Source organism: Massilimicrobiota sp. An134, assembly GCF_002160815.1.
GTDB lineage: Bacteria > Bacillota_I > Bacilli_A > Erysipelotrichales > Coprobacillaceae > Allocoprobacillus > Allocoprobacillus merdigallinarum.
Window position 1 is genome coordinate 44,787 of sequence record NZ_NFLH01000011.1, and the last position, 24,261, is coordinate 69,047.

The following is a 24,261-nucleotide window of genomic DNA, read 5'->3' on the forward strand; positions in this document are numbered from 1 at the left end:
TAGGTTTACATAAAGGAGTGATAGATATGGAAAAGAAAATAACAGATATTTTTGGAACTTTGGTATTTGATGAAGAAGTCATGGAAGAAAGACTTGCGAAGGATACTTTCAGAGAACTTCAAAAAACAATTAAAGAGGGGAAATCTTTAAATATCAAGATTGCAAATGCTGTGGCGAATGCGATGAAAGATTGGGCTGTGGAACATGGAGCTACACATTATACGCACTGGTTTCAACCGATGACAGGTGTAACAGCTGAAAAGCATGATGGTTTTATTGGTACAAACAAAAATGGGAAAGTTATTTTAGAATTTTCTGGCAAGGAATTAATTAAAGGAGAACCTGATGCGTCATCTTTCCCGAATGGGGGATTACGTGCAACATTTGAAGCCAGAGGATATACAGCTTGGGATCCGACATCTTATGCTTTTATTAAAAATGGCGTTTTATGTATTCCTACAGCATTCTGTTCTTATTCAGGGCATGCTTTAGATAAAAAGACACCATTATTAAGAAGTATGCAGGCTATCAACAAACAGGCATTACGTATCTTAAAATTATTTGGTAACGAAAATGTTAAGAATGTCAAAACAACAGTGGGACCTGAACAGGAATATTTCTTAGTCGATAAAAAATATTATGAACAAAGAAAAGACTTGATTTATACAGGACGTACTTTATTTGGTGCACCATCTCCAAAAGGACAGGAAATGGAAGATCATTATTTTGGAACAATCAAGAGTAGAGTTCAAGAATTTATGAATGATTTAAATGAAGAATTATGGAAATTAGGTGTCTTAGTGAAAACTGAACACAATGAAGTTGCACCAGCTCAACATGAGTTAGCACCTATTTTCTCTACTACCAATATTGCGACTGATCATAACCAATTAACAATGGAATTGATTCAAAGAATTGCGAAAAAACATGGTTTGGTAGCTTTATTACATGAAAAGCCATTTGATGGTATCAATGGAAGTGGAAAGCATAATAACTGGTCATTATCAACAGATACAGGTGTGAATTTATTAGAACCTGGAGATACACCACATGAAAATGCTCAATTCTTATTATTCTTATGCGCTGTGATTAAAGCGGCTGATGAACATCAGGATTTGTTGAGATTATCTGTTGCGACTGCAGGTAACGATCATCGTTTGGGAGCTAACGAAGCACCGCCAGCTATTATTTCTGTTTTCTTAGGTGATGAATTAGCTGAAATCTTAAAAGCTATTGAAGAAGATCGACCATATGATTCTAAGGAAAAAGAAGTCATGAAGATTGGGGCTCATGTCTTACCTAAATTTCCTAAAGATACAACAGATCGTAACCGTACTTCACCATTTGCTTTTACAGGTAATAAATTTGAATTCCGTATGCCAGGATCAAGTTCATCTATTGCAGGATGTAATATTGTTTTAAATACAGTGATTGCAGATGAATTAAAAGAATTTGCGGATATTCTAGAAAAAGCACCGGATTTTTCTTCAGCATTACATGCATTGATTCAAGGAACAATCAAAGAACATAAACGTATTATTTTCAATGGTAATGGTTATGATGATTCATGGGTAGAGGAAGCCAAGAAACGTGGACTATTAAACTTACGTACAACACCCGATGCTTTACCATATTTTATCAAGGAAAACAATATTGAATTATTTAAAAGACATAAAGTCTTTGATGAAGAAGAAGTGCATTCTCGTTATGAAATTATGATGGAAGAATATGTCAAGATTTTGCATATTGAAGCTTTAACAATGGTCAATATGGCTCAAAAAGAAATCTTACCAGCTGTTAGTCAATATTCATATGACTTAGCACAAACTTGTGCAATGAAAACAGAAGTTGCCAAGTTAGAAAATGTTTATGAAAAAGAAACTTTAAAAGATGTTTCAACATTATTAGATAAAGCTTTCAAAGCTACAAAACATTTAGACAAAGTCTTAAAAGAAGCTGAAGCGATTGAAGACTTTGAAAAGGCAGCTTTCTATTATCGAGATGAAGTCATTCCAGCTATGAGTGCTTTACGTACACCATGTGATGAATTGGAAACATTAACTGCCGAAAATGTATGGCCATTCCCAACATATGGCAAACTGTTATTTGGTATTTTATAAAAATATATAAGAGAGGGGTTATGACAATGTGTTCGATTATGGCGTATTGCGACAGCAATGTAGAAAAAGAGATTTTTTTAAAAGGTTTTGAAAGAACACATACCAGGGGACCTGATGCTATGCGTATTATTGATACAGGTAAAGGGCTATTGGGATTTCAACGTTTATCCATCATGGGATTAAATGAGTATGGTATGCAACCATTTCAAAGAGGGAAGCATTATGTTGTCTGTAACGGTGAAATCTATGGTTTTAGACCAATGAAAGAAGAATTGATGAAGCAGGGCTTTGACTTTCAAGGGGAGAGTGATTGTGAAATCCTGCTTCCTCTTTATCAAAAAATGGGTGTAGACATGTTTAAAGAATTAGATGGAGAATTTGCATTGATTCTTTTTGATGGTGATACAAAAGAATTTATTGCTGCTAGAGATCCGATTGGAATTCGCCCATTATTTTATGGTTATGATGATCATCAACACATTGTCTTTGCTTCAGAAGCCAAAAATTTAGTTGGCATCTGTGATAAGATTGTACCTTTTCCACCAGGACATTATTATCAAAATGGGGAGTTTGTTTGTTATAGAGATATGAGCCTGGTGGAAAACTATCATCATGATGATTTCAATACAATCTATACAAATATACATGATTTATTAGTCAAAGGTATTGAAAAAAGATTGGATGCAGATGCACCACTTGGTTTCTTATTAAGTGGAGGATTAGATTCATCACTTGTCTGTGCTGTGGCTTCTCGTCTATTGAAAAAGCCTATTCGTACTTTTGCAATTGGTATGGATAAAGATGCCATTGATTTAAAATATGCCAAAGAAGTGGCTGAGTTTATTGGCAGTGAACATACCGAAGTGATTATCACAAAAGATGATGTTCTAAGTGCTTTAGAACCTGTTATTGCCACTTTAGGAACATATGATATTACAACAATTCGTGCATCTATTGGTATGTATCTTGTCTGTCAGTATATTCATCAGCATACAGATATCAGAGTTTTATTAACGGGTGAGATTTCAGATGAATTATTTGGTTATAAATATACCGATTTTGCGCCAAATGCAAAAGAATTCCAAAAGGAAGCTGAAAAACGTATTCGAGAAATTTATATGTATGATGTCTTACGTGCTGATCGTTGTATTAGTGTTCATTCCTTAGAAGCACGTGTGCCTTTTGGAGATTTGGCTTTTGTGGATTATGTTATGCATATTGATCCTGCTTTAAAAATGAATAATTATGGAAAAGGAAAATATTTATTGCGTAAAGCGTTTGACAGAGGATATTTACCTCAAGATATCTTAATGCGTGAAAAAGCAGCTTTTTCAGATGCGGTAGGACATTCATTAAGTGATGAAATCAAAGCTTATGCGAATAATTATTATAGTGATCAGGAATTTGAAGAAAAAAGAAAGAAATATGATTTCGCCCAACCATTTACAAAAGAGTCATTATTATATCGTGAAATCTTTGAAAAATATTATCCACATCAGGCACAAATGGTGAAAGGATTCTGGATGCCAAATCCAAATTGGGAAGGCTGTCAGGTCAACGATCCTTCTGCCAGGTTTTTAGAAAATTATGGAGATAGTGGAAAGTAGAAAGGATGATTTGATGAAAGAGTATAATCAGGGATTGCATCATGTCAGAGAACATGATGCCTGTGGTATTGGAGCTGTCGTTCATATTGATGGACGACAGGATTATCAGGTTATTGATCAGGCACTTACAATTGTCGAAAAACTAGAACATCGTGCTGGAAAAGATGCCAGTGGAGAAGTCGGTGATGGGGTTGGAATCTTATTACAGATTTCACATCGTTTCTTTAATAAAGTTGCACATAATCTCCATATCACTTTGCCTCAACCTTATGATTATGCTGTGGGAATGTTCTTTTTACCACAGGATACACTGACAAGACAAAAAGCTATGAAAACTTTAGAACGCATTGTCATGAAACATCAGGCCACATTTCTAGGGTGGCGAGAAGTGCCATGTCATGAAGATATCTTAGGTCAAAAGGCCAAGGATTGTATGCCTTATATTATGCAATGCTTTATTGAAAAACCTAAAACTTGTCAACAAAGAATGGACTTTGAAAGAGTATTATATGTGATTCGTCGTGAATTTGAAAAATCTTCACCACAGACATATGTGGTTTCATTATCTTCATCAACAATTGTCTATAAAGGGATGTTTCTTGTTCATCAATTAAGACAATTCTATGATGATTTACAAGATCATGATTATCATAGTGCCATAGCATTGGTTCATTCACGCTTTTCTACCAATACCAATCCAAGCTGGCAAAGAGCACATCCTAATCGTATGATTGCTCATAATGGAGAAATTAATACAATTAGAGGTAATGCGAATCGTATGCTGGCCAGAGAAGAAACATTAGATTCAAAGTATTTTTCATCAGATATGACAAAGGTTTTCCCAATTGTTGATGTACATGGTTCAGATTCAGCCATGCTGGATAATACGTTAGAGTTCCTATATATGAATGGGATGCCATTAGCTAAAGCTATGATGCTATTGATTCCAGAACCATGGAAAAATACAGCCATGTCACAAGAGAAAAAAGATTTTTATCATTATTATGCCACAATGATGGAACCATGGGATGGACCTGCTGCTATTTTGTTTTCTGATGGTATTTCCATGGGAGCTACTTTAGATAGAAATGGTTTAAGGCCATCACGTTATTATATTTTAGATGATCAGACTTTGATTTTATCATCAGAAGTTGGCGTTTTAGATATTGATGAAAGTCATATTGTCAAAAAATCACGTCTTCAACCAGGAAAAATGTTATTAGTAGATACACAAAAACAGCAGCTGATTGAAGATGATATATGTAAAATGAGCTATGCTAAAGAACATCCTTATGGAGAATGGTTGGATTATTATTTATTACATTTAAAAGATTTACCGGCGCCAGATAAAAAATCTCATATTCATAGTCAAAGTGATCGTGATATCTTATATAAGATTTTTAGTTATACATATGAAGATGTCAAAGATATGATTTTACCTATGGCCAAAAATGGTGTAGAACCTACAGCATCCATGGGAACAGATATTCCACTTGCTATGTTGAGTCAAAAACATCCAACATTATTTCATTATTTTAAACAACAGTTTGCTCAAGTGACCAATCCACCTATTGATTCTTTAAGAGAAGAAGTGGTTGTAGATACAACGGTATATTTAGGATCTAATGGAAACTTATTACAGGATCAATCTGATAATTGTCAGGTCTTAGAAATTAATAATCCGATTTTAGACAGTCGTGATATGGATAAACTCAAACAGTTAAATCGTGATGGTTTCCATAGTCAAGTCATTTCTTTATTATATTACAAAGGGATTTCCTTAACAGAAGCTTTAGATCAGTTATTTCTTGATTGTGATAAAGCTTATCGTCAAGGTGTCAATATCTTAATTCTTTCTGATAAAGGTGTCGATGATAATCATTTGGTGATTCCTTCATTACTGGCTGTTTCAGCTGTAGAAAGTCATTTGGTCAAAACTAAAAGAAAAACAGCGATGTCCATTGTTTTAGAAAGTGGTGAACCACGTGATGTTCATCAATTTGCCTGTTTATTAGGTTTTGGTGCTACAGCTATTTATCCATATCTGGCCCATGAATGTATCATGGAAATGATTCAGCTTAATATGTTGGATAAAGAGGAAAATAAGGCTATTGAAGATTATAATCATGCCATTTTAAAAGGTATTGTTAAGATTGCCGCGAAGATGGGTATTTCTGCTTTACAGTCATATCAGTCAGCACAAATCTTTGAAGTTGTTGGTTTAAAAGAAGATATTATGGAAAACTATTTCCCTCATACAGTTTATCGTGTGGGAGAAAAAGGTTTGACAGATATTGAAAATGATATTCGTTACTATCATGATCATGCCTTTGACCCATTAGGATTAAAGACAGATACATCATTAAAAAGTTTAGGTTTCCATAAATTGAGACGTGGACCACAAAGTGAAGTGCATATGTATAGTCCTGAAACAATCGTTTTACTTCAAAGAGCAACTCAAAGTGGTGATTATGCATTATTTAAAGAATACTCTCATCAATTAGAAAGTCAACCCTTTGCTTTACGTCATTTATTAGAATTTGATACAACACAAAGACATTCTATTCCTCTTAATGAAGTAGAAAGTGTTGAAGAGATTGTCAAACGTTTTAAAACAGGAGCAATGTCTTATGGCTCTATTTCTAAGGAAGCTCATGAATGTTTAGCAATTGCAATGAATCGCTTAGGAGGAAAATCAAATTCTGGAGAAGGTGGAGAAAATCCAGAAAGATTATATACAGAAGCCAATAGTGCCATTAAACAGGTGGCCAGTGGTCGTTTTGGAGTCACAAGTGAATATCTGGTCAGTGCCAAAGAAATTCAAATTAAAATGGCACAAGGTGCAAAACCGGGTGAAGGAGGCCATTTACCAGGACAGAAAGTTTATCCTTGGATTGCCAAAACACGTTATTCAACACCTGGAGTCACTTTGATTTCACCACCACCACATCATGATATTTATTCTATTGAAGATTTGGCACAATTGATTTATGACTTAAAAAATGCCAATCGTGATGCGCGTATTTCTGTCAAACTTGTTTCAGAATCAGGTGTAGGAACAATCGCATCGGGGGTGGCCAAAGCTGGGGCTGAAGTTATCTTGATTTCTGGTTATGATGGAGGAACTGGAGCAGCTCCGCAAAGTTCGATTCATTATGCGGGATTGCCTTGGGAATTAGGACTAGCTGAAGCTCATCAGAGTCTTATCGAAAATGATTTAAGAACACGTGTTGTTTTAGAAACAGATGGAAAATTAATGACAGGAAGAGATGTAGCTGTGGCAGCATTATTAGGTGCAGAAGAATTTGGTTTTGCGACAGCACCATTAGTGACAATGGGTTGTGTGATGATGCGTGTCTGCAATCTTGATACTTGTCCAGTCGGTATCGCAACACAAAATGCTGAGCTTAGAAAACGTTTTAAAGGGAAACCAGAATATGTTATGAATTTTATGATTTTTATTGCTCAGGAATTACGTGAAATCATGGCACAGCTGGGATTCCATAGCATAGATGAAATGATAGGACATATGGAAGTTTTGAAAGTCAAACCAGAATATCAGGAATTAGAATCATTCTTTACAAAAAAGGATCTCAATGTGCATTTCCAAAAAGAAAATGTTTTTGATTTCCACTTAGAAGATAGTCAGGATTTAAAAGTCTTGTTACCAAGATTCCTTTCTTATCTGGAAACAAAACAGCCACATCAGGAGACAATACATATTTCCAGCCTTGATCGTAGTTTAGGAACATTGCTGGGAAGTGAAATCACAAAACGTTTCCAAAACAATCTGCAAGATGATACTTATCAGATTGAATGTATTGGTGGAGCCGGACAATCATTTGGAGCCTTTATACCAAAAGGTCTCACAATGCAAGTTGAAGGAGATGCCAATGATTATTTTGGAAAAGGATTATCTGGTGGAAAACTGATTATTCATCCTTCTTCAAATGCTCAATTTGTGGCTCAAGATAATGTCATTGTTGGAAACGTTGCCTTATATGGAGCAACATCAGGAGAAGCCTATATCAGTGGTCGTGCTGGTGAACGTTTTGCGGTCCGTAATTCTGGTGCGATTGCTGTGGTAGAAGGCTGTGGTGATCATGGACTTGAATATATGACTGGTGGAAAAGTGGTTGTTTTAGGAAAAACAGGAAAGAACTTTGCGGCAGGAATGAGCGGGGGTATCGCTTATGTCTTAGATAAAGATCATGATTTATATTTACGTTTAAATAAAGAATTAGTCACAATGCAGGAAGTCAAACAGCATAAGGATATAGAAGATTTAAAATTGTTATTACAAAAACATGTGCAATATACAGGGTCATTACTGGCTAAAGATATCTTGGAAAGTTTTGAAGCATGGATACCACATTTTAAAAAAATTGTGCCAGTTAATTATGCGTGTATGTTAGATAATATTGAAAGCTTTGAAAAACAAGGCTATTCACATGATGAGGCTGCATTAATGGCCTTTAAAGAAGTTCATCAATAGGAGGGTAATGTATGGGAAAAGCTACAGGATTTTTAGAGTTTGATAGAGAAGATAATTTCACTGAATCACCAGAAACAAGAATCGCTGATTTTCAGGAATTCCACATCCCTCTTTCTGATGAAAAACGTCGTCAGCAAGGAGCTCGCTGTATGAATTGTGGTGTTCCGTTTTGTCAGTCAGCCATTGAAATCAATCATATGGTTACAGGTTGTCCTTTACATAACCTCATTCCTGAGTGGAATGATGAAATCTTTCACCATAATGATGAACGTGCACTTTCACGTCTATTAAAAACAAATCCCTTCCCAGAGTTTACAGGACGTGTGTGCCCCGCATTATGTGAAAAGGCATGTGTATGTGGATTGCATGGAGATGCCGTGACTATTAAAGATAATGAATTATTTATTATTGAAAAGGCTTATCAGAATCAATTGATGAAAGCTGAACAGTCGCCAATATGTTCATTTAAAAAAGTAGCTGTTATTGGCAGTGGTCCTACAGGATTAACGGTAGCCTATAAATTAAATCAACGTGGACATCAGGTCAGTGTTTTTGAAAAAGATGATCGTTTAGGAGGATTATTGATGTATGGTATTCCTCAAATGAAACTTGAAAAACAGATTATTGAACGTCGTATTCAATTAATGAAAGAAGAAGGGGTTCAGTTTTATACCAATGTTCATGTTGGACAAGATATAACGAAAGAAGAATTATTAAAAGAATATGATGCAGTTGTGTTATGTTGTGGAGCGAAAAAAGCACGTGATTTAAATGTACCAGGGAGACAAGCTAAAGGAATTTACTTTGCAGTGGATTTTCTCAAAAGCGTAACACAAGATTTATTAAATCAAAGTCCTTTACGTATTGATGCTAAAGGAAAACATGTGGTTGTTGTAGGAGGTGGAGATACGGGTAATGACTGTGTTGGAACATGTATTAGACAAGGATGTGCATCAGTTACACAGCTGGAAATGATGCCATCTCCGCCTCATCAAAATACACGTCCATGGCCAATGTGGCCTGATGAATTAAAAACAGATTATGGACAGGAAGAAAGTCTGGCTGTTTTTAAGCAGGATCCACGTGTTTATGCAACAACAATTAAAGAATGTATTGAAGAAGATGGGCAACTCAAAGCTGTCAAAACGATTCAGGGGAGAATAGTTGATGGTCAATGGGTTGAAAAAGAAGATAGCGAAAAAATGCTGAAGGCAGATTTGTTGCTGATTGCAGCAGGATTTGTAGGTATTGAAGATGATATTAAAGAGCAGTTTGATTTATCTGTGAATCAACGTCAGGTTGTCATGACAATGCCAAAGAGCTATGCGACAAAGGAAGAGAAGATTTTCGTTGCAGGGGATATGCATCGCGGTCAATCTCTTGTTGTCTGGGCTATTGCGGAAGGAAATGAATGCGCCAAAGAAGTGGATCGATATTTAATGGGATATAGTTATATGAATGAATAATGAATAGAGTTAGGGGGTCTATGATATGAATTCAGGGGATATTGGTTTTATGTTAATATGTAGTGCTCTGGTGTTATTAATGACACCAGGCCTGGCTTTCTTTTATGGGGGACTTGTTCGCCGTAAAAATGTTGTCAATACAATGATGACATCTGTTTTTGTCATTGGTATTGCAGCTATTATGTGGGCATTATTTGGATACTCACTGGCTTTTGGAAATGATCATTTTGGAATTATTGGAGATTTCAGCTGGTTAGGTTTACAGGGCATTGAAGGAAGTACAACAGATTATGTTTCTACAATTCCTCATTTAGAGTTTGCTATTTTCCAAATGATGTTTGCAATCATTACACCTGCTTTAATAACGGGGGCAGTTGCTGGTCGTATGAAATTTAAAGCTTTGTTTTTGTTTATTATTCTTTGGTCAGTCATTGTTTATTATCCAATGGCTCATATGGTCTGGGGACTTGGTGGCTTTCTGGCTAAAATTGGTTCGGTAGACTTTGCTGGTGGAAATGTTGTTCATATCAGTTCTGGTGTCAGTGCATTAGTTTTATGTATTGTCCTAGGAAAACGCAAAGACTATTTACGCGTACAATATCATGTTCATAATATTCCATTTGTTGTCTTGGGAGCCAGTTTACTGTTGTTTGGATGGTTTGGTTTTAATGCAGGCAGTGCCTTACAGGCCAATGAACTGGCTGTTCATGCCTTTATAACAACTGGTTTATCAGCAGCAGCTGGAATGCTGTCATGGATGGGTATGGATGTATGGATGAGTGGAAAACCAACACTGGTAGGAAGTGTAACAGGTATGGTTGTCGGTCTTGTTGCCATTACCCCGGGAGCAGGATATGTGCCTATCTGGGCATCAATCATTATTGGGCTTGTTGGAAGTCCTATTTGTTATCTGATGATTTCTAAAGTGAAACAGAAATTGGGCTATGATGATGCTTTGGATGCTTTTGGATGTCATGGTATTGGCGGTATCTGGGGTGGTATTGCGACTGGATTGTTTACACAAACGTCTATTAACGATGTTGCCAGATGGAATGGTTTGTTCTTTGGAGATACACAATTATTCATAGCACAAATCATCAGTATCGTTGTTACGATTGCTGTGGCTATTATTGGAACGCTTATTTGTATAGCCATTGTCAGATGTTTCACAACACTTCGTGTTTCTAAACAGGAAGAACAAAAAGGATTGGATATTTCTGAACATCAGGAAAATGCATATCCATCTTTTAATGGATTGGATTAGGAGGACAGTGAATATGATCAAAATTGAAGCGATTGTGAGAGAAGAAAAATATGAAGAAGTGAAAGAAGCGCTTGCTCGTATTCATGTGAATGGTATGACAGTTTCTCAGGTAATGGGATGTGGCACACAGCATGGCTATACAGAATATGTTCGTGGTCAGGAAGTTGAAGTCAATATGTTGCCAAAGATTAAATTTGAAATTGTTGTCAGCAGTGAAGAATGGGCTGAAAAAACAATTGAAGCCATTTGTCAGGCGGCTTATACTGGAGAAGTAGGAGATGGTAAGATTTTTACTTATAAGCTTGATAATGCTATGAAAATTCGTACACGTGAAACGGGCGAAAAAGCAATTAATGAGTAATGATTAATAATTTAAAATTATGATAATAAAAAATTATGAAAAAATATCTTGATAATTATGTTAAATTTGACTATACTATACAAGAATAAATAGAAAGGAATGAGAAATATGGTGGGAAAACGAGTTATGGATACAACGATTGTTAGAACATCTTTTTCTCATTTTTTATATTTCTAAAAACATATCTTTTATGGATATGTTTTTTTATGATATAAGGAGGTAACAATGAAAGCATATTTGATATTAGAAGATGGACATGTCTTTGAAGGTGAACATTTTGGTGGTCATAAGGAAGTCATTAGTGAGTTTGTCTTTAATACATCTATGACAGGATATCTGGAAGTCTTGACAGATCCTTCATATGCTGGACAAAGTGTTGTGATGACATATCCATTGATTGGAAATTACGGTGTTTGTTTGGAAGATCAAGAATCAAGACAACCATATGTAGAAGGTTTTGTTGTGAATGAATTGGCAAGATTTGGAAGTCATTTTAGAAAAAATATTGAATTAGAAGATTATTTAAAACAACATGATATTATAGGTATTCAAGGTGTTGATACACGTTTTATCACAAAATTAATTAGAAATGAAGGTTGTATGAATGGTTTAATTACAACACATCATTATGAAGACCTTGAAGAAGTCTTAAAACGTATTCGTGAATATAAAGTTAGCGGTGTTGTTGATCAGACAACATGCTCAAAACCTTATGTTTTGGGTCAAGGAAAATATAAAGTTGCCTTATATGATTTTGGTGCCAAGAAAAATATTGCGAGAGAATTGGTGAAAAGAGATTGTGAAGTGACAGTTTTCCCTGCACATACACCTGCTCAAATTATTCTTGATGGACATTTTGATGGGATTATGCTTTCTAATGGACCTGGGGATCCAGCAGAATGTCATGAAATCATTGAAAATGTGAAGATACTAAGTCAAAGTGGCATTCCTATTTTTGCTATCTGCTTAGGGCATCAGCTGATGGCATTGGCGCACGGATTTGAAACAGAAAAGATGACATATGGTCATCATGGCGCCAATCATCCAGTTAAAGACTTAAGTACAAATCGTGTTTATATTTCAACACAAAATCATAATTATGTTGTCAAAGAAGAATCATTGGATAATCAAGTAGCAAAAATGTGGTTCCAAAATGTCAATGATGGCACATTAGAAGGTATTGAATATTTACAAAAACCAATTAAAACAGTGCAGTTTCATCCAGAAGCATGTGCTGGACCATTAGATACATCATATTTATTTGACGAATTTATCAAAATGATGGGAGGAAATCAAAATGCCTAGAAATCATGATATTCAAAAAGTATTAGTGATTGGGTCTGGACCAATTATTATTGGACAAGCTGCTGAATTTGATTATGCAGGAACACAAGCTTGTCGTGCTTTAAAAGAAGAAGGAATAGAAGTTGTACTCATTAATTCCAATCCAGCCACAATCATGACAGATAAAGATATTGCTGATAAGGTTTATATAGAACCTTTAACTGTACCGGTTGTCAAACATTTAATTGAAGTTGAAAAACCAGATAGTATCTTACCAACGCTTGGAGGACAAAATGCTTTAAATATTGCGATGGCTTTGGCTGATGAAGGATTCTTAGAAAAACATCATGTCCGTACGATTGGGACTTCAACAGATACAATCAAACTGGCTGAAGATAGATTAGAGTTTAAAACATTAATGGAAAAGATTGGAGAACCATGTGCTGCTTCAATTGTCGTGAATCATGTAGATGAAGCCATTGAGTTTGCGAATAAAATTGGTTATCCAGTTGTTATTAGACCAGCATATACATTAGGAGGAACAGGTGGCGGAATTGCCAATAATGAAGAAGAATTACATCATATTTGTTCTAATGGATTGCGTTTATCACGTGTGAGTCAGTGCCTCATTGAAAAAAGTATTGCAGGATGGAAAGAAATTGAATATGAAGTGATGCGTGATGGACATGGCAACTGTATTACAGTATGTAATATGGAAAATTTAGATCCAGTTGGTGTACATACAGGAGATAGTATTGTTGTAGCACCAAGTCAGACTTTATCTGATAAAGAATATCAGATGTTAAGAAGTTCTGCTTTAAATATTATTACAGCGCTTAATATTCAAGGTGGATGTAATGTGCAGTATGCTTTAAATCCTGATAGTTTTGAATATTGCGTTATTGAAGTCAATCCACGTGTTTCACGTTCTTCAGCTTTAGCTTCAAAAGCAACAGGTTATCCAATCGCCAAACTGGCAGCGAAAATTGCCTTAGGATATACATTGGATGAAATTAAAAATGCAGTTACTGGAAAAACATATGCTTCTTATGAACCGACGTTAGATTATATTGTTTGTAAGATTCCAAAATGGCCATTCGATAAATTTGTTGGGGCATCTAGAAAACTAGGAACACAGATGAAAGCCACAGGAGAAGTCATGAGTATTGCTCATAATTTTGAAGGTGCATTTATGAAAGCTTTACGTTCTCTCGAACAAAATGTTTATGATTTACATATTCCTGAAGTCGATGGACTTTCATTAGATGAATTAAAAGTCAAATTAAAAGATGTTGATGATCATCGTATCTTTGTAGTAGCACAGGCTTTAAGACAAGGAATGAGTGAACAGGAAATTCATGATATAACACGTATTGATTGCTGGTTTATTGATAAAATCAAACATTTAACGGAAGTCGAAAAACAATTAAAAACAGAACCACTGACTGTTGAATTATTAAAACTTGCTAAAAGATTAGAATTCCCAGATCAAATTATTGCTAAGTATACAAATCATACAACTCAAGATATTCATCAAATGAGATTAGATCATCATATCGAAGCTGTTTATAAAACAGTAGATACATGTGCAGCTGAATTTGATGCAACAACACCTTATTATTATTCTGTATATGGAGAACATAATGAAGTTGATCCTCGTGATGATAAAAAGAAAATTATGGTTTTAGGTTCAGGACCAATCCGTATTGGACAAGGGATAGAGTTTGATTATTGTTCTGTTCATTGTGTCTGGGCGTTAAAGGAAGCTGGCTATGATACAATTATTGTGAATAATAATCCAGAAACAGTATCGACAGACTTTGATATTGCTGATCGTCTGTATTTTGAACCATTGACACCTGAAGATGTGGAAAGTATTGTGCGTTTAGAAAAACCAGATGGTGCCATTGTACAATTTGGTGGACAAACAGCCATCAAGCTTACAAAAGCCTTAATGGAAATGGGAGTTCCTATTTTAGGAACATCAGCTGATAACGTAGATGCAGCAGAAGATCGTGAAAGATTTGATGAAATCTTACAGCGTTGTGATATAGATCGTCCAAGAGGTTCAACAGTTTTTACAACAGAAGAAGCTTTAGAGGTTGCTAATCGTTTAGGATATCCAGTGCTTGTCAGACCTTCTTATGTATTAGGTGGAGCTGGAATGGAAATTGCTTTAAATGATGGTGATATCAAGAAATTCATGGAAATCATTAATCGTCAATATCAGGAACATCCTATCTTGATTGATAAATATTTATCTGGTAAAGAAGTTGAAGTCGATGCTATCTGTGATGAACATGGTGTATTGATTCCAGGTATCATGGAACACGTAGAACGTGCAGGAGTGCATAGTGGAGATAGTATCTCAGTATATCCACCACAAAAGATTAAACAGGAAATTAAAGATGTGATTGTGGATTATACACAAAGACTAGCAAAAGCGTTACATGTCATTGGATTGATTAACATTCAATTTATTGTTTATGAAGATCAAGTCTATGTTATTGAAGTGAACCCACGTTCTTCACGTACTATTCCTTATATTTCTAAGGTTACTGATATTCCTGTGGTAGATGTCGCAACACATGTCATTATGGGAAAAACAATCAAGGAACAAGGATATGAATATGGATTGGCTAAAGAAAAAGAAACAGTGGCTATTAAGATGCCAGTCTTCTCATTTGAAAAGATTACTGGTGCAGAAATCAGCTTAGGCCCTGAAATGAAATCTACAGGAGAAGTTTTAGGTGTGTCTAAAGACTTTGATGAAGCCATTTATAAAGCATTTATTGCGACAGGTATTGATTTACCAAAGAAAAAGAATATTATCTGTACGATTAAAGATAGTGCTAAAGAAGAATTCCTACCAATTGCGAAACAATATCATAAGTTTGGTTATGATATTTATGCAACAATTGGAACATTTACGTATCTTATTGAACATGGAATTCCTGCTCATCTTGTCAATTACATTGCTGATAAGAAGAATACAATCTTTGATTTAATGTTAACTGATACAGTTGATTTAATCATTGATATACCAACAAGAAACAATAATTTAAAAGATGGATTTATGATTCGTCGCTTTGCGGTAGAAGCAGGTATTCCAATTTATACATCATTGGATACAGCTCAAGCATTAATTAACTGTCTTGAAAAAAGACATCATGGTGATACATCACTTATTGATATAACAAAAATTTAATAAAAGAAAAATGGGTGTCATATTTTGGTGACATCCGTTTTTATCTGTAATAAAAAAGACTCCATATAAAGAGTCTAAAATTATTGATGCAATTTTTCTGTTTTTTTGAAGAATACAAAACCAATGAAGAACATGATAGCTAATGAACCTACACCTATATTCATCATACCTGTAACTTGAGAAATAAGGGAAACAAGAGTTGTTCCCATGAATGATGCCCCTTTACCACAAATATCATACAAACCAAAATATTCACCAGAACGATTGGCTGGAATGATTTTAGCATAATAAGAACGTGATAATGATTGAATAGCTCCTTGAAAGATTCCAACACCAACAGCTAAAATCCAGAATTGATATTGTTGTTGGAGAGTGATTCCATATAATGCAATAAGGAAATAAGCAAAGATACATATTTTGATGAGTTTTGTATTTTCAATAGAAGAACTTAATTTTCCAAAGATTAAAGCAGCTGGAAACGCCACAATTTGGGTTAATAACAACGCTAATAATAAACCAGTTGTATCTAATCCTAAAGCTGTTCCATAGGCCGTAGCCATATCAATGATGGTATAAACACCATCAATATAAAAGAAGAAAGCTATTAAAAAGAATAAGACCTTTGGATTGTTTTTTAATTCTATAAAGATATTTTTTAAACGTAGAAAACTCGCTTTAACATAATAGTTTTCTTTTTCTAAATAATATGTTTGATGATATCCTAGAATTAAAGGAACTGACAATAATAACCACCATAAGGCAATCAAAAGAAAACAAATGCTCATAGCTGTTTCCATTGTTAATGAAAGTTGTTCATAGAATAATACAAGGGCTAAACTGGCTATAAAAGGTATACAGCTTCCAATGTATCCCCAGGCATATCCTTTAGCAGAAACATTATCCATACGTTCTGGAGTTGTAATATCTATAAGCATAGAATCATAAAAAACCAGGCTTAATGAATAAGCAGATTTTGCAATCACAAATAAACATAAAAACCATAACCAAGATGAAGTAAAACCAAGTAAAATACAACCCAATGCGCCAATGAGTAAAGCAACCATGAACAGCTTCTTTTTCCATCCTTTAAAATCAGAAGCAGTTCCTAATATAGGACCAAGAATAGCTGTAATGATTGTGGCTATAGATGTTGCATACCCCCAAAAAGCTAAATAGTTTGTTTCAGAGATATGAGCGCTGTCAGCTAAGAAATTAAAATAAATAGGCATGATTGTAGATACAAGTAATGTAAAAGCAGAGTTTCCAATATCATACATAATCCACTTCTTTTCTAAAGATGTTGTTTTAGATGTCATATTCTTTCTCCTTTTCATACGATAATACTGGAATATTTTCCCAACCCTCTTGAGCACTGTAATGTGCTAAAAAATCATGACTGAGTGGTTCGTTTTTTGTTAAGTATGTATAATAATTTTCACTGAGTTCAAGACAGTGTGGAATGGCTTTTTTCATTAATTTTTCTAAACGTAGATTACTATCTTTGCATGCTTCGTGGTCTTTTTGATCCATCAACAATCCACGATAACCTTTATATTTACCTGAAATCAATAAAAAGACTTTCACTAATGTTCTGATGAATGGATTATGACTCGCTAGAAAACGATTATATGTTTTCATGGATTTTAATGTTGATAAAATCTGTTGAACACTAAATTGATTAAAAAAAGTTTGAATGACTTTGGCATTTTCCATAGTGGGATGTAAATGCTGAGTTAAATCTGTATATAATGGTTTTTGATGATTCTTGATCAATAAATATTTATCCATTTCACATTCAACTAAGGAATGTGAAACATGTGAAGCTTGCATTTTCTTTTCAATATAACTATGACATTCATAGTCCAATGCAAAATGAGCAATAAAACCTAACATATAGGCTATTTTGGCTTCTTTATGACTTTTTTCTAAAATAACATGACGAGAATTTTCAAATAAGTCATAAGCTTTTTGTTTATGCATGGCACTTCCCCAACGATTCAAATCATTATGATGATAAATCTGATAATAGAAAAAAATATCAGGACCATGTAAACCTATTTCATAAAGTTCAATATTGTCTTGAATGATTTTTTGAAGATGGGGTGAATAAACTTTTTTCATTTCTTCCCCAAAACAATAATGTGTATATATGGCTGGCATATATCCCCCTCCTAACGTGTATATATTACCACAAAAATATTAAAAGAATGTAAAAAATACTTAAAAAAATTGTAATATTCATATGATTAAAGAGATAAAAAGATCATCATAAGTATGAATCCTATGATGATCTCGATTATTGAATGACTGAAAGTTGTTGGATAAATGATTGTAAATCCTCTAGGCTAGGGTGTGATAATGCCTGATCAAAATTTTCAATCATAGGAATAAATTTTTCCGGCTGTTTTTGTGCCATTTGTTCATAACGTTGTCTGACACTCATAGGCATTTTTCCTTGACACATAAATTGTCCCACAATTTGATTATCATCAGCAATGTTTGTTTGGACACGTTTTAAAATACCATCAAAATATTCTTGACTACCACCAAAACCAGCAGTTCCAAATAAAAAGATTTTTTGATGATGGAGTTGTTTTAAATAATCCTGAATTGATTCATCACATGTTCCTTTATCTGTCCAGAAACCTACAAAAATATAATCAGCCATCAATGGTGCTAAGTCAGCCTTTCCATAATAACAACATTCTCCTTTTATATGATTTTTAATAGTTTCAGCCAACATTTGTGTATTTCCTGTTGGACTTGAAAAAATAATAGCATATTGCATAGAAATATCCTCCTTTTTTATGACGATATTATATGAATTTGTGTGAATGTTGTCAAATGAAATAAATTAAGTAAATATTAAGGAATTTTTCGTAGAATTGGTTTATAATGGTAGCTAAGTAAGGGTATAGTTTTAATAAGTCGTTATGTTATGGAGGTAGTCATGAAAAAAATTGTCGTAGGGATACTCTCTTTTATGTTTATGTTAACAGGATGTCAATCACAAGACAAGGAAGCTCCTGTTTTAACATTAACAAAATCAAGAGTTCAAATAGCATTAAATGATACATTTGATTATAGTCTTTATATTGAAAAAGCCAGCGATTCACAAGATGGTGATTTAATGGATCAGGTGAGCTACAGTGATATAGATACATCTACGGTAGGGAAGAAAACTGTCCATTATTCTGTAGAAGATCAGGCTGGAAATAAAGCTCAAAAGGATTTGATTGTAGATGTTGTGGAATATGTGGGGGATTTGATTAATCCTATCACAGCACAGGCGGATATTGTTGAAAATCCTGATGATGTGACTGTTCTTGTCAATAAGTTACATGAAATACCTGAGGGATGGAAGCCTGATGATTTAGAAAAAGTGATTGATTGTAGTCAAAAGTTGCGTCATGAAGCGAATCAGGCATACACGCAATTTTATCAGGCAGCCAAGGAAAAAGGCATTGAGATTTATACCATTTCAGGCTATCGTGAACCAGAAACACAACAGCTTTATTGGGATAATTCTGTAAAAGTGTTTGGCCAAGAGCATGCTATTCAATATAATGCCTATCCTCGTCGTAGTGAACATGAACTAGGCTTATGTGTAGATATATCCTATACTATGGATGGAGATCGTTTAAGTGAAAAAGTGGCTGATAGTCCACTGGGAAAATTCATTGAAAGTGATGCTTATAAATATGGCTTTATTTTGCGTTATCCTCAAGATAAAGTACGTATTACAGGTTATGGGTATGAACCATGGCATATTCGTTATGTAGGTGTAGATTTAGCTACACAATTACATCAGGAAAACAAAACATTAGAAGAATATTATGAAGGTTAAGGAGAACAATATGACAACAGCAAAATTTTATAAAGTATCTTATCAACAATTTGAGGAAGCTTATTTAGATTATGATGCACATGCTTCTAAGCAACAGATTCAATCTGTTTATGATTCTATTCAATTACCTAAACGTGCGACTAAAGGTTCAGCGGGATATGATTTTTATACACCTATTCATATATGCTTAAAACCACAGGAAACAATCAAGATTCCAACTGGTATTCGTTGTGAAATGAATGAAAGATGGGTTTTAATGATTTATCCTAGAAGTGGACTAGGATTTAAGTATCGTCTACAATTAAACAATACAGTGGGAGTTATTGATAGTGATTATTTTTATTCAGATAATGAGGGGCATATCTTTATTAAGATGACAAATGATACAAATGAAAATAAAACTGTAGAAGTCTTACCTGGACAAGGGATTGCGCAAGGAATCTTTATGCAATATGGTCTTGTTGAAGATGATGATGCAAATGAGATTCGTAATGGTGGATTTGGGAGTACAACTAAATAAATGAAAAAGATTATCCAATTATTGATATCTGTTGTATTGATTTCTGGCTGTCAAAATACACCAAAAAAAGAAAAAGTTCAGGAACCAAAAAAAGATGATACAGTTTCGTTTGTCGCCGTTGGGGATAATTTAATGCATCAAAGATTATTGGATGAAGCAAAAACGGATGATGATTATGATTTTTCATCCTACTATACAAATATAAAGCCATATATTGAACAGGCTGATTTGGCTTTTGTCAATCAGGAAACAATATTAGGTGGGGGCAAAGCATCTGGCTATCCTTATTTTAATACTCCTGATGCTATGGCAAAGAATTTACATGATGTTGGGTTTGATATTGTCAATGGTTCTACTAACCATGCCTTAGATCAAGGATATGAAGGAATCCAGCATTCTATCCAGGTTTTTAAAAATTATCAGGATATGCATTATATTGGATTATATCAGTCTCAAGAAGAACGTGATCAGATCCAGGTTGTTGAAAAGGATGGTTTACGTATAGCTTTTTTAGCATATAATCAGATGTTAAATTATACAGAAGATTATCCATCTTATTGTATTAATGATTTTGATGAAGAAAAAATGAAAAACGATGTAGAAAATGCAAAGGAGATCAGTGATATTGTGATTGTATCTTGTCATTGGGGTATTGAAAATGACTTGGAGCCACAACCATTTCAAAAGAAAAATGCGAAGTTTTTAGCTGATTTAGGTGTTGATATCGTTTTAGGAACACATACGCATACTTTACAGCCTGTAGAATGGATTGAAGGTCAAGATGGTCATCAAACACTTGTAGCATATAGTTTGGGTAATTTTATTAGTGGAATGTTAGAAGAAGATTCTCAATTAGGTGGAATGCTGACATGTGATTTTAAAAAAGATGGAAGTGAGTGGTCTATTCAAAATGTCACTTTAGTACCACTTATGAATCATTATGAAACAACGAATCAAAAGAATATCATTGATACAAGAGAGAAATTTACAGTATATAGATTAAAAGATTATACAGATGAACTTGCTAAAAAACATGCTTTACAAGGATACAATGGGATAACAATTTCAAAAGAACGCATGCAAGAAAAAGTAAAAGAAAGAGTAGGAAGTCATATTCAAATTGATATGTAGGGAACAGAAATGTTCTCTTTTTAAATACAATGATTATAGGAGATTTTGTAAGTGGTGATTTTGTTGAATAGCTTATCTTCTGTTGATATAATATGGGATATAGGAGAAAAAATATGACTAGAAAGAAAATACCTTCAATTGATGAATTAAGAGATTATCGAGAAAAGCAAGAGGCTTATCTTCAAGATTGTATTAAGAATCATAAAACATTTGTTATAACTGGTCCAAAATTTCAAGGAGAGAATATTTGGGTAGCTAAAAGTACCTTACCTTTAATGGAAGCTGCCAAAGAAGTTGGTGCATCTTTTGAGGAAATATGGCAGTTATGTCGTAAATTAGCAACTCTAACACATGCTCCCATAACAAAAAAAGAATATGAAAGAATGATTCCTTTTTCTAAAAAACCACATACAGTCGATACAGTTTTGCAATTTTTAGAAACAAATATTCCTCAATATAACCAGAAAAGACACTGTTTAGATTTTGATATTGTCGCCTATTTTTATTGTTATGCATTGATTTCGCTTTCAGATTATAGACAAGAAGATTGTCAAAAACAATTATGGTATGCTGTTGATGACTTTATGGAAAGAGATCGAAATATGGCTATGGTTTTATTAAGAAACATGAAAGTTTTAGAACCGACACGTCCGTTTTTAACACCAATGAAAGAAAAGTTAGAAAAAGCAATAGAGTGAAAAGAGGTCAATTATGAAAAATAAAGATGAAATAAAAACATATATGTTAGAGGGAATGTCAATAGGAATGTGTATTGGAACATCATTAGGAGTCATTATAGGACTGTTTACTGATAACATTCCTATATGTATATGCTTTGGAATAAGTATAGGTTTATGTGTGGGGTTAGGAATAGATTCTTTAATCAAAAAAAATAAGTAGTAGTTTAAAATTATAAAAAGGAATGATAAGATTGAAAACAGAAAAAGAAAAAATGATTTCTGGAGAAAAATATAATCCTGCTAATCCCAGACTTGTTCTTGAACGAGCACGAGCAAATAGAATATGTACTAAGTGTAATTAAAAGAAGTTTTAATGAGATCAATATGAAATCACGATTAATGAGAAAATTAATAAATACTAATGGAAAATTTTGGATTAAACCACCGTTTTTTTGTGATTATGGATATAATATTTTTATTGAAAGAAATGTTATGCTTAATTATGGTTGCGTCATATTAGACGTTTGCCCTGTAAAAATAGGAGAGCATACTTTAATAGGACCAAATACCCATATTTATACAGCTTGTCATTCATTAGTTCCAGATGAAAGAATTTCAGATATTGAATTTGGCAAACCTGTAACTATTGGTAAAAATGTATGGATTGGAGGAAATTGTACTATTTTACCGGGAGTGACTATTGGGGATAATTCGGTTATTGGTGCTGGAAGTGTTGTAACAAAAGATATTCCAAACAATTCTATAGCAGTAGGCAATCCGGCAAAAGTGAAATCAAAAAATGAGTGATATAAATTAAAATACTATTAGTAGGTGATAGAAGAAATGAGTAAATTGGAAGTTGAGGAGGATATCGATTGAGATATGGAAAAAAAGATAACTGGTGCTGACTACTTATATCTTGCACTATATGCGTTTGCAGGCATTGGATTAGAGATGCTTTTAGTTGGAGTGATTGAGCCTATTTTGGGTATTTCTTTAGAAACGTACACGACCGCCCAGAATATTGTCCATTGGATTATTATTTGCATTGTTTGGTTGCTTGTGGGGATTTTTCTTATTGGTTTGGCAAAAAAGAAATATTCTTTCAATATATGGGAATATCATAGCAAACTTAAAGCATGGCAATATGTGGGAATTATTACTTGTTTGGTTGTGTCTGTTGTATCACATTATATGGACTGGGAAGGTTTCAAGCCACTGTTGGAATTTCAGAGATTAGGTGCATTAAAATTTACTTTTCAATATATCTACTATTTCTTTGAAGCCTTTTTGATTTCTCTCATAATCATTTTTGGACAAAAGGCTTGTGAAAAGTGGTTTAAGAATGAAGCTATTCCTTACGGTGGTATTGTTCTAGCTTTAACATGGGGGCTTATGCATATTGCTTCCAAAGGAAGTATTTCTGTTGGATTACTTTCTGCTTTTGGAGGTTTTTTATATGGAGCTGCTTATTTGATAGTTGGTAAAGATTATAGAAAAGCCTTGCCACTTATTTGTTTAATGTTTGTTTTATAAGAACTACAAATTCCAGTTTAGTGAGGTGATTAAAATGTGTTTAATTTGTGACAGAATAAAAATGATAAAGAATGGTACAAATCCATATTTTGTAAAAGAACTTGAAACTGGTTATGTGGTTATTGGAGATAATCAGCATTTTAAGGGATATACTTTATTTTTATATAAAGATCATAAAACAGAATTATTTCATTTAGAAACAATCAAAAAAATGAAGTTTTTAGAAGAAATGTCTATTGTAGCTGAAGCAGTTTCTAAAGCTTTTAATGCAGAAAAAATGAACTATGAATTATTGGGAAATGGAGATACACATCTTCACTGGCATTTATTTCCAAGAGTCACTGGTGATTTAGGAAAATATGGTAATAATGGTAAGGGACCTGTCTGGTGGTATCCAATGCAAAAAATGTATGATGATTCTAACTGTCCTACAAATGAAGAATTAAGGATAATGAAATCAAGATTATTAATGGAGTTAGATAAACTCTTGTAAATACAGATTTTTAATAAATTCATATGATTATATGTTGACATAATGTGTGAAAAAATGTTTTTAGCACTCTATACTTGACTCTGCTAAAATAGAGGACTATAATATAAATAGAAATAAGGAAAGAGAATAAAAAAGGCATTCCTTACTTCTCATATCAAACATTGTTCATTCTCTAACAATGCTTAGAATTATTCATAAGAGGTGATATATATGTTAATGCCTAGTATTTTTGGAGAAAGTTTATTTGAT

Annotated in this window: 20 protein-coding genes; 17 read left to right on the top strand and 3 right to left on the bottom strand. The window is 33.8% G+C overall.

The window, feature by feature from the left end:
* Positions 1-26 precede the first annotated feature (26 nt).
* From B5E79_RS06365 to carB, 8 genes are all read left to right on the top strand, one after another.
* On the top strand, positions 27-2,120 hold the full coding sequence (locus B5E79_RS06365; RefSeq protein WP_087297384.1) for a glutamine synthetase III family protein: 2,094 nt from the start codon (positions 27-29) through the stop codon (positions 2,118-2,120).
* A gap of 26 nt (positions 2,121-2,146) precedes the next feature.
* Positions 2,147-3,727 carry an asparagine synthase B gene (gene asnB, locus B5E79_RS06370; RefSeq protein WP_087297385.1) on the top strand — a complete coding sequence of 527 codons (1,581 nt, stop codon included), beginning with the start codon at positions 2,147-2,149 and terminating at the stop codon, positions 3,725-3,727.
* A 13-nt stretch (positions 3,728-3,740) separates the two neighbouring features.
* A complete protein-coding gene (gene gltB / locus B5E79_RS06375) occupies positions 3,741-8,222 on the top strand; it encodes a glutamate synthase large subunit (protein ID WP_206393140.1) in 4,482 nt (1,493 codons plus the stop codon).
* Between the two features lie 11 nt (positions 8,223-8,233).
* Positions 8,234-9,688: a glutamate synthase subunit beta gene (locus tag B5E79_RS06380; protein WP_087297387.1), complete on the top strand. Its 1,455-nt coding sequence runs from the start codon at positions 8,234-8,236 to the stop codon at positions 9,686-9,688.
* A gap of 25 nt (positions 9,689-9,713) precedes the next feature.
* On the top strand, positions 9,714-10,952 hold the full coding sequence (locus B5E79_RS06385; protein WP_087244754.1) for an ammonium transporter: 1,239 nt from the start codon (positions 9,714-9,716) through the stop codon (positions 10,950-10,952).
* A gap of 13 nt (positions 10,953-10,965) precedes the next feature.
* Positions 10,966-11,313, top strand: a complete 348-nt coding sequence (locus B5E79_RS06390; RefSeq protein ID WP_191492689.1) for a P-II family nitrogen regulator — start codon at positions 10,966-10,968, stop codon at positions 11,311-11,313.
* A 225-nt stretch (positions 11,314-11,538) separates the two neighbouring features.
* Positions 11,539-12,618, top strand: a complete 1,080-nt coding sequence (locus B5E79_RS06395) for a carbamoyl phosphate synthase small subunit (protein ID WP_087297389.1) — start codon at positions 11,539-11,541, stop codon at positions 12,616-12,618.
* Entirely contained in the window at positions 12,611-15,805 is a 3,195-nt protein-coding gene (gene carB / locus B5E79_RS06400; RefSeq protein WP_087297390.1) for a carbamoyl-phosphate synthase large subunit, read from the top strand. Before B5E79_RS06395 ends, carB begins: the two co-directional genes overlap by 8 nt.
* A gap of 80 nt (positions 15,806-15,885) precedes the next feature.
* Here carB and B5E79_RS06405 read toward each other — a convergent pair whose 3' ends face one another.
* From B5E79_RS06405 to bilS, 3 genes are all read right to left on the bottom strand, one after another.
* Positions 15,886-17,121 (bottom strand): MFS transporter, encoded by a 1,236-nt coding sequence (locus B5E79_RS06405; RefSeq protein WP_087297391.1) that lies wholly within the window; start codon positions 17,119-17,121, stop codon positions 15,886-15,888.
* Positions 17,111-17,965 carry a zinc dependent phospholipase C family protein gene (locus B5E79_RS06410; RefSeq protein WP_087297392.1) on the bottom strand — a complete coding sequence of 285 codons (855 nt, stop codon included), beginning with the start codon at positions 17,963-17,965 and terminating at the stop codon, positions 17,111-17,113. The genes B5E79_RS06405 and B5E79_RS06410 overlap by 11 nt, the downstream gene beginning before the upstream one ends.
* Positions 17,966-18,101: 136 nt before the next feature.
* Positions 18,102-18,593, bottom strand: coding sequence for a flavodoxin family protein BilS (gene bilS / locus B5E79_RS06415; protein ID WP_087297393.1), 492 nt, complete (start codon positions 18,591-18,593; stop codon positions 18,102-18,104).
* Positions 18,594-18,755: 162 nt separating this feature from the next.
* Between bilS and B5E79_RS06420 the strand changes: the two genes are divergently transcribed.
* The 9 genes from B5E79_RS06420 (at position 18,756) to B5E79_RS06455 (ending at position 24,012) form a co-directional block, all read left to right on the top strand.
* Positions 18,756-19,652 carry a D-alanyl-D-alanine carboxypeptidase family protein gene (locus B5E79_RS06420; RefSeq protein WP_087297394.1) on the top strand — a complete coding sequence of 299 codons (897 nt, stop codon included), beginning with the start codon at positions 18,756-18,758 and terminating at the stop codon, positions 19,650-19,652.
* A 10-nt stretch (positions 19,653-19,662) separates the two neighbouring features.
* The gene (locus B5E79_RS06425; RefSeq protein ID WP_087297395.1) at positions 19,663-20,172 is read left to right on the top strand and encodes a dCTP deaminase/dUTPase family protein; all 510 of its coding nucleotides are present in this window, start codon (positions 19,663-19,665) and stop codon (positions 20,170-20,172) included.
* Positions 20,173-21,303, top strand: coding sequence for a CapA family protein (locus tag B5E79_RS06430; RefSeq protein ID WP_087297396.1), 1,131 nt, complete (start codon positions 20,173-20,175; stop codon positions 21,301-21,303).
* A 113-nt stretch (positions 21,304-21,416) separates the two neighbouring features.
* Complete coding sequence (locus B5E79_RS06435; protein ID WP_087297397.1) at positions 21,417-22,001, top strand: hypothetical protein; 585 nt, start codon at positions 21,417-21,419, stop codon at positions 21,999-22,001.
* A gap of 13 nt (positions 22,002-22,014) precedes the next feature.
* Positions 22,015-22,203 carry a glycine zipper domain-containing protein gene (locus B5E79_RS06440; protein ID WP_087297398.1) on the top strand — a complete coding sequence of 63 codons (189 nt, stop codon included), beginning with the start codon at positions 22,015-22,017 and terminating at the stop codon, positions 22,201-22,203.
* Positions 22,204-22,255: 52 nt separating this feature from the next.
* Entirely contained in the window at positions 22,256-22,345 is a 90-nt protein-coding gene (locus B5E79_RS13820; protein ID WP_241147464.1) for a maltose acetyltransferase domain-containing protein, read from the top strand.
* A gap of 22 nt (positions 22,346-22,367) precedes the next feature.
* Positions 22,368-22,790 carry a sugar O-acetyltransferase gene (locus B5E79_RS13960; protein ID WP_275532608.1) on the top strand — a complete coding sequence of 141 codons (423 nt, stop codon included), beginning with the start codon at positions 22,368-22,370 and terminating at the stop codon, positions 22,788-22,790.
* 75 nt (positions 22,791-22,865) lie between these two features.
* Positions 22,866-23,519 (top strand): hypothetical protein, encoded by a 654-nt coding sequence (locus B5E79_RS06450; RefSeq protein WP_087297399.1) that lies wholly within the window; start codon positions 22,866-22,868, stop codon positions 23,517-23,519.
* 34 nt (positions 23,520-23,553) lie between these two features.
* The gene (locus tag B5E79_RS06455) at positions 23,554-24,012 is read left to right on the top strand and encodes an HIT family protein (protein WP_087297400.1); all 459 of its coding nucleotides are present in this window, start codon (positions 23,554-23,556) and stop codon (positions 24,010-24,012) included.
* Positions 24,013-24,261: the final 249 nt, after the last annotated feature.

What these genes read in the sequence shown, in the direction of transcription:
- B5E79_RS06365 (WP_087297384.1), top strand. Translation starts at nt 27, where the DNA reads ATGGAAAAGAAAATAACAGATATTTTTGGAACTTTGGTATTTGATGAA.
- asnB (WP_087297385.1), top strand. Translation starts at nt 2,147, where the DNA reads ATGTGTTCGATTATGGCGTATTGCGACAGCAATGTAGAAAAAGAGATT.
- gltB (WP_206393140.1), top strand. Translation starts at nt 3,741, where the DNA reads ATGAAAGAGTATAATCAGGGATTGCATCATGTCAGAGAACATGATGCC.
- B5E79_RS06380 (WP_087297387.1), top strand. Translation starts at nt 8,234, where the DNA reads ATGGGAAAAGCTACAGGATTTTTAGAGTTTGATAGAGAAGATAATTTC.
- B5E79_RS06385 (WP_087244754.1), top strand. Translation starts at nt 9,714, where the DNA reads ATGAATTCAGGGGATATTGGTTTTATGTTAATATGTAGTGCTCTGGTG.
- B5E79_RS06390 (WP_191492689.1), top strand. Translation starts at nt 10,966, where the DNA reads ATGATCAAAATTGAAGCGATTGTGAGAGAAGAAAAATATGAAGAAGTG.
- B5E79_RS06395 (WP_087297389.1), top strand. Translation starts at nt 11,539, where the DNA reads ATGAAAGCATATTTGATATTAGAAGATGGACATGTCTTTGAAGGTGAA.
- carB (WP_087297390.1), top strand. Translation starts at nt 12,611, where the DNA reads ATGCCTAGAAATCATGATATTCAAAAAGTATTAGTGATTGGGTCTGGA.
- B5E79_RS06405 (WP_087297391.1), bottom strand. Translation starts at nt 17,121, where the DNA reads ATGACATCTAAAACAACATCTTTAGAAAAGAAGTGGATTATGTATGAT.
- B5E79_RS06410 (WP_087297392.1), bottom strand. Translation starts at nt 17,965, where the DNA reads ATGCCAGCCATATATACACATTATTGTTTTGGGGAAGAAATGAAAAAA.
- bilS (WP_087297393.1), bottom strand. Translation starts at nt 18,593, where the DNA reads ATGCAATATGCTATTATTTTTTCAAGTCCAACAGGAAATACACAAATG.
- B5E79_RS06420 (WP_087297394.1), top strand. Translation starts at nt 18,756, where the DNA reads ATGAAAAAAATTGTCGTAGGGATACTCTCTTTTATGTTTATGTTAACA.
- B5E79_RS06425 (WP_087297395.1), top strand. Translation starts at nt 19,663, where the DNA reads ATGACAACAGCAAAATTTTATAAAGTATCTTATCAACAATTTGAGGAA.
- B5E79_RS06430 (WP_087297396.1), top strand. Translation starts at nt 20,173, where the DNA reads ATGAAAAAGATTATCCAATTATTGATATCTGTTGTATTGATTTCTGGC.
- B5E79_RS06435 (WP_087297397.1), top strand. Translation starts at nt 21,417, where the DNA reads ATGACTAGAAAGAAAATACCTTCAATTGATGAATTAAGAGATTATCGA.
- B5E79_RS06440 (WP_087297398.1), top strand. Translation starts at nt 22,015, where the DNA reads ATGAAAAATAAAGATGAAATAAAAACATATATGTTAGAGGGAATGTCA.
- B5E79_RS13820 (WP_241147464.1), top strand. Translation starts at nt 22,256, where the DNA reads ATGATTTCTGGAGAAAAATATAATCCTGCTAATCCCAGACTTGTTCTT.
- B5E79_RS13960 (WP_275532608.1), top strand. Translation starts at nt 22,368, where the DNA reads ATGAAATCACGATTAATGAGAAAATTAATAAATACTAATGGAAAATTT.
- B5E79_RS06450 (WP_087297399.1), top strand. Translation starts at nt 22,866, where the DNA reads ATGGAAAAAAAGATAACTGGTGCTGACTACTTATATCTTGCACTATAT.
- B5E79_RS06455 (WP_087297400.1), top strand. Translation starts at nt 23,554, where the DNA reads ATGTGTTTAATTTGTGACAGAATAAAAATGATAAAGAATGGTACAAAT.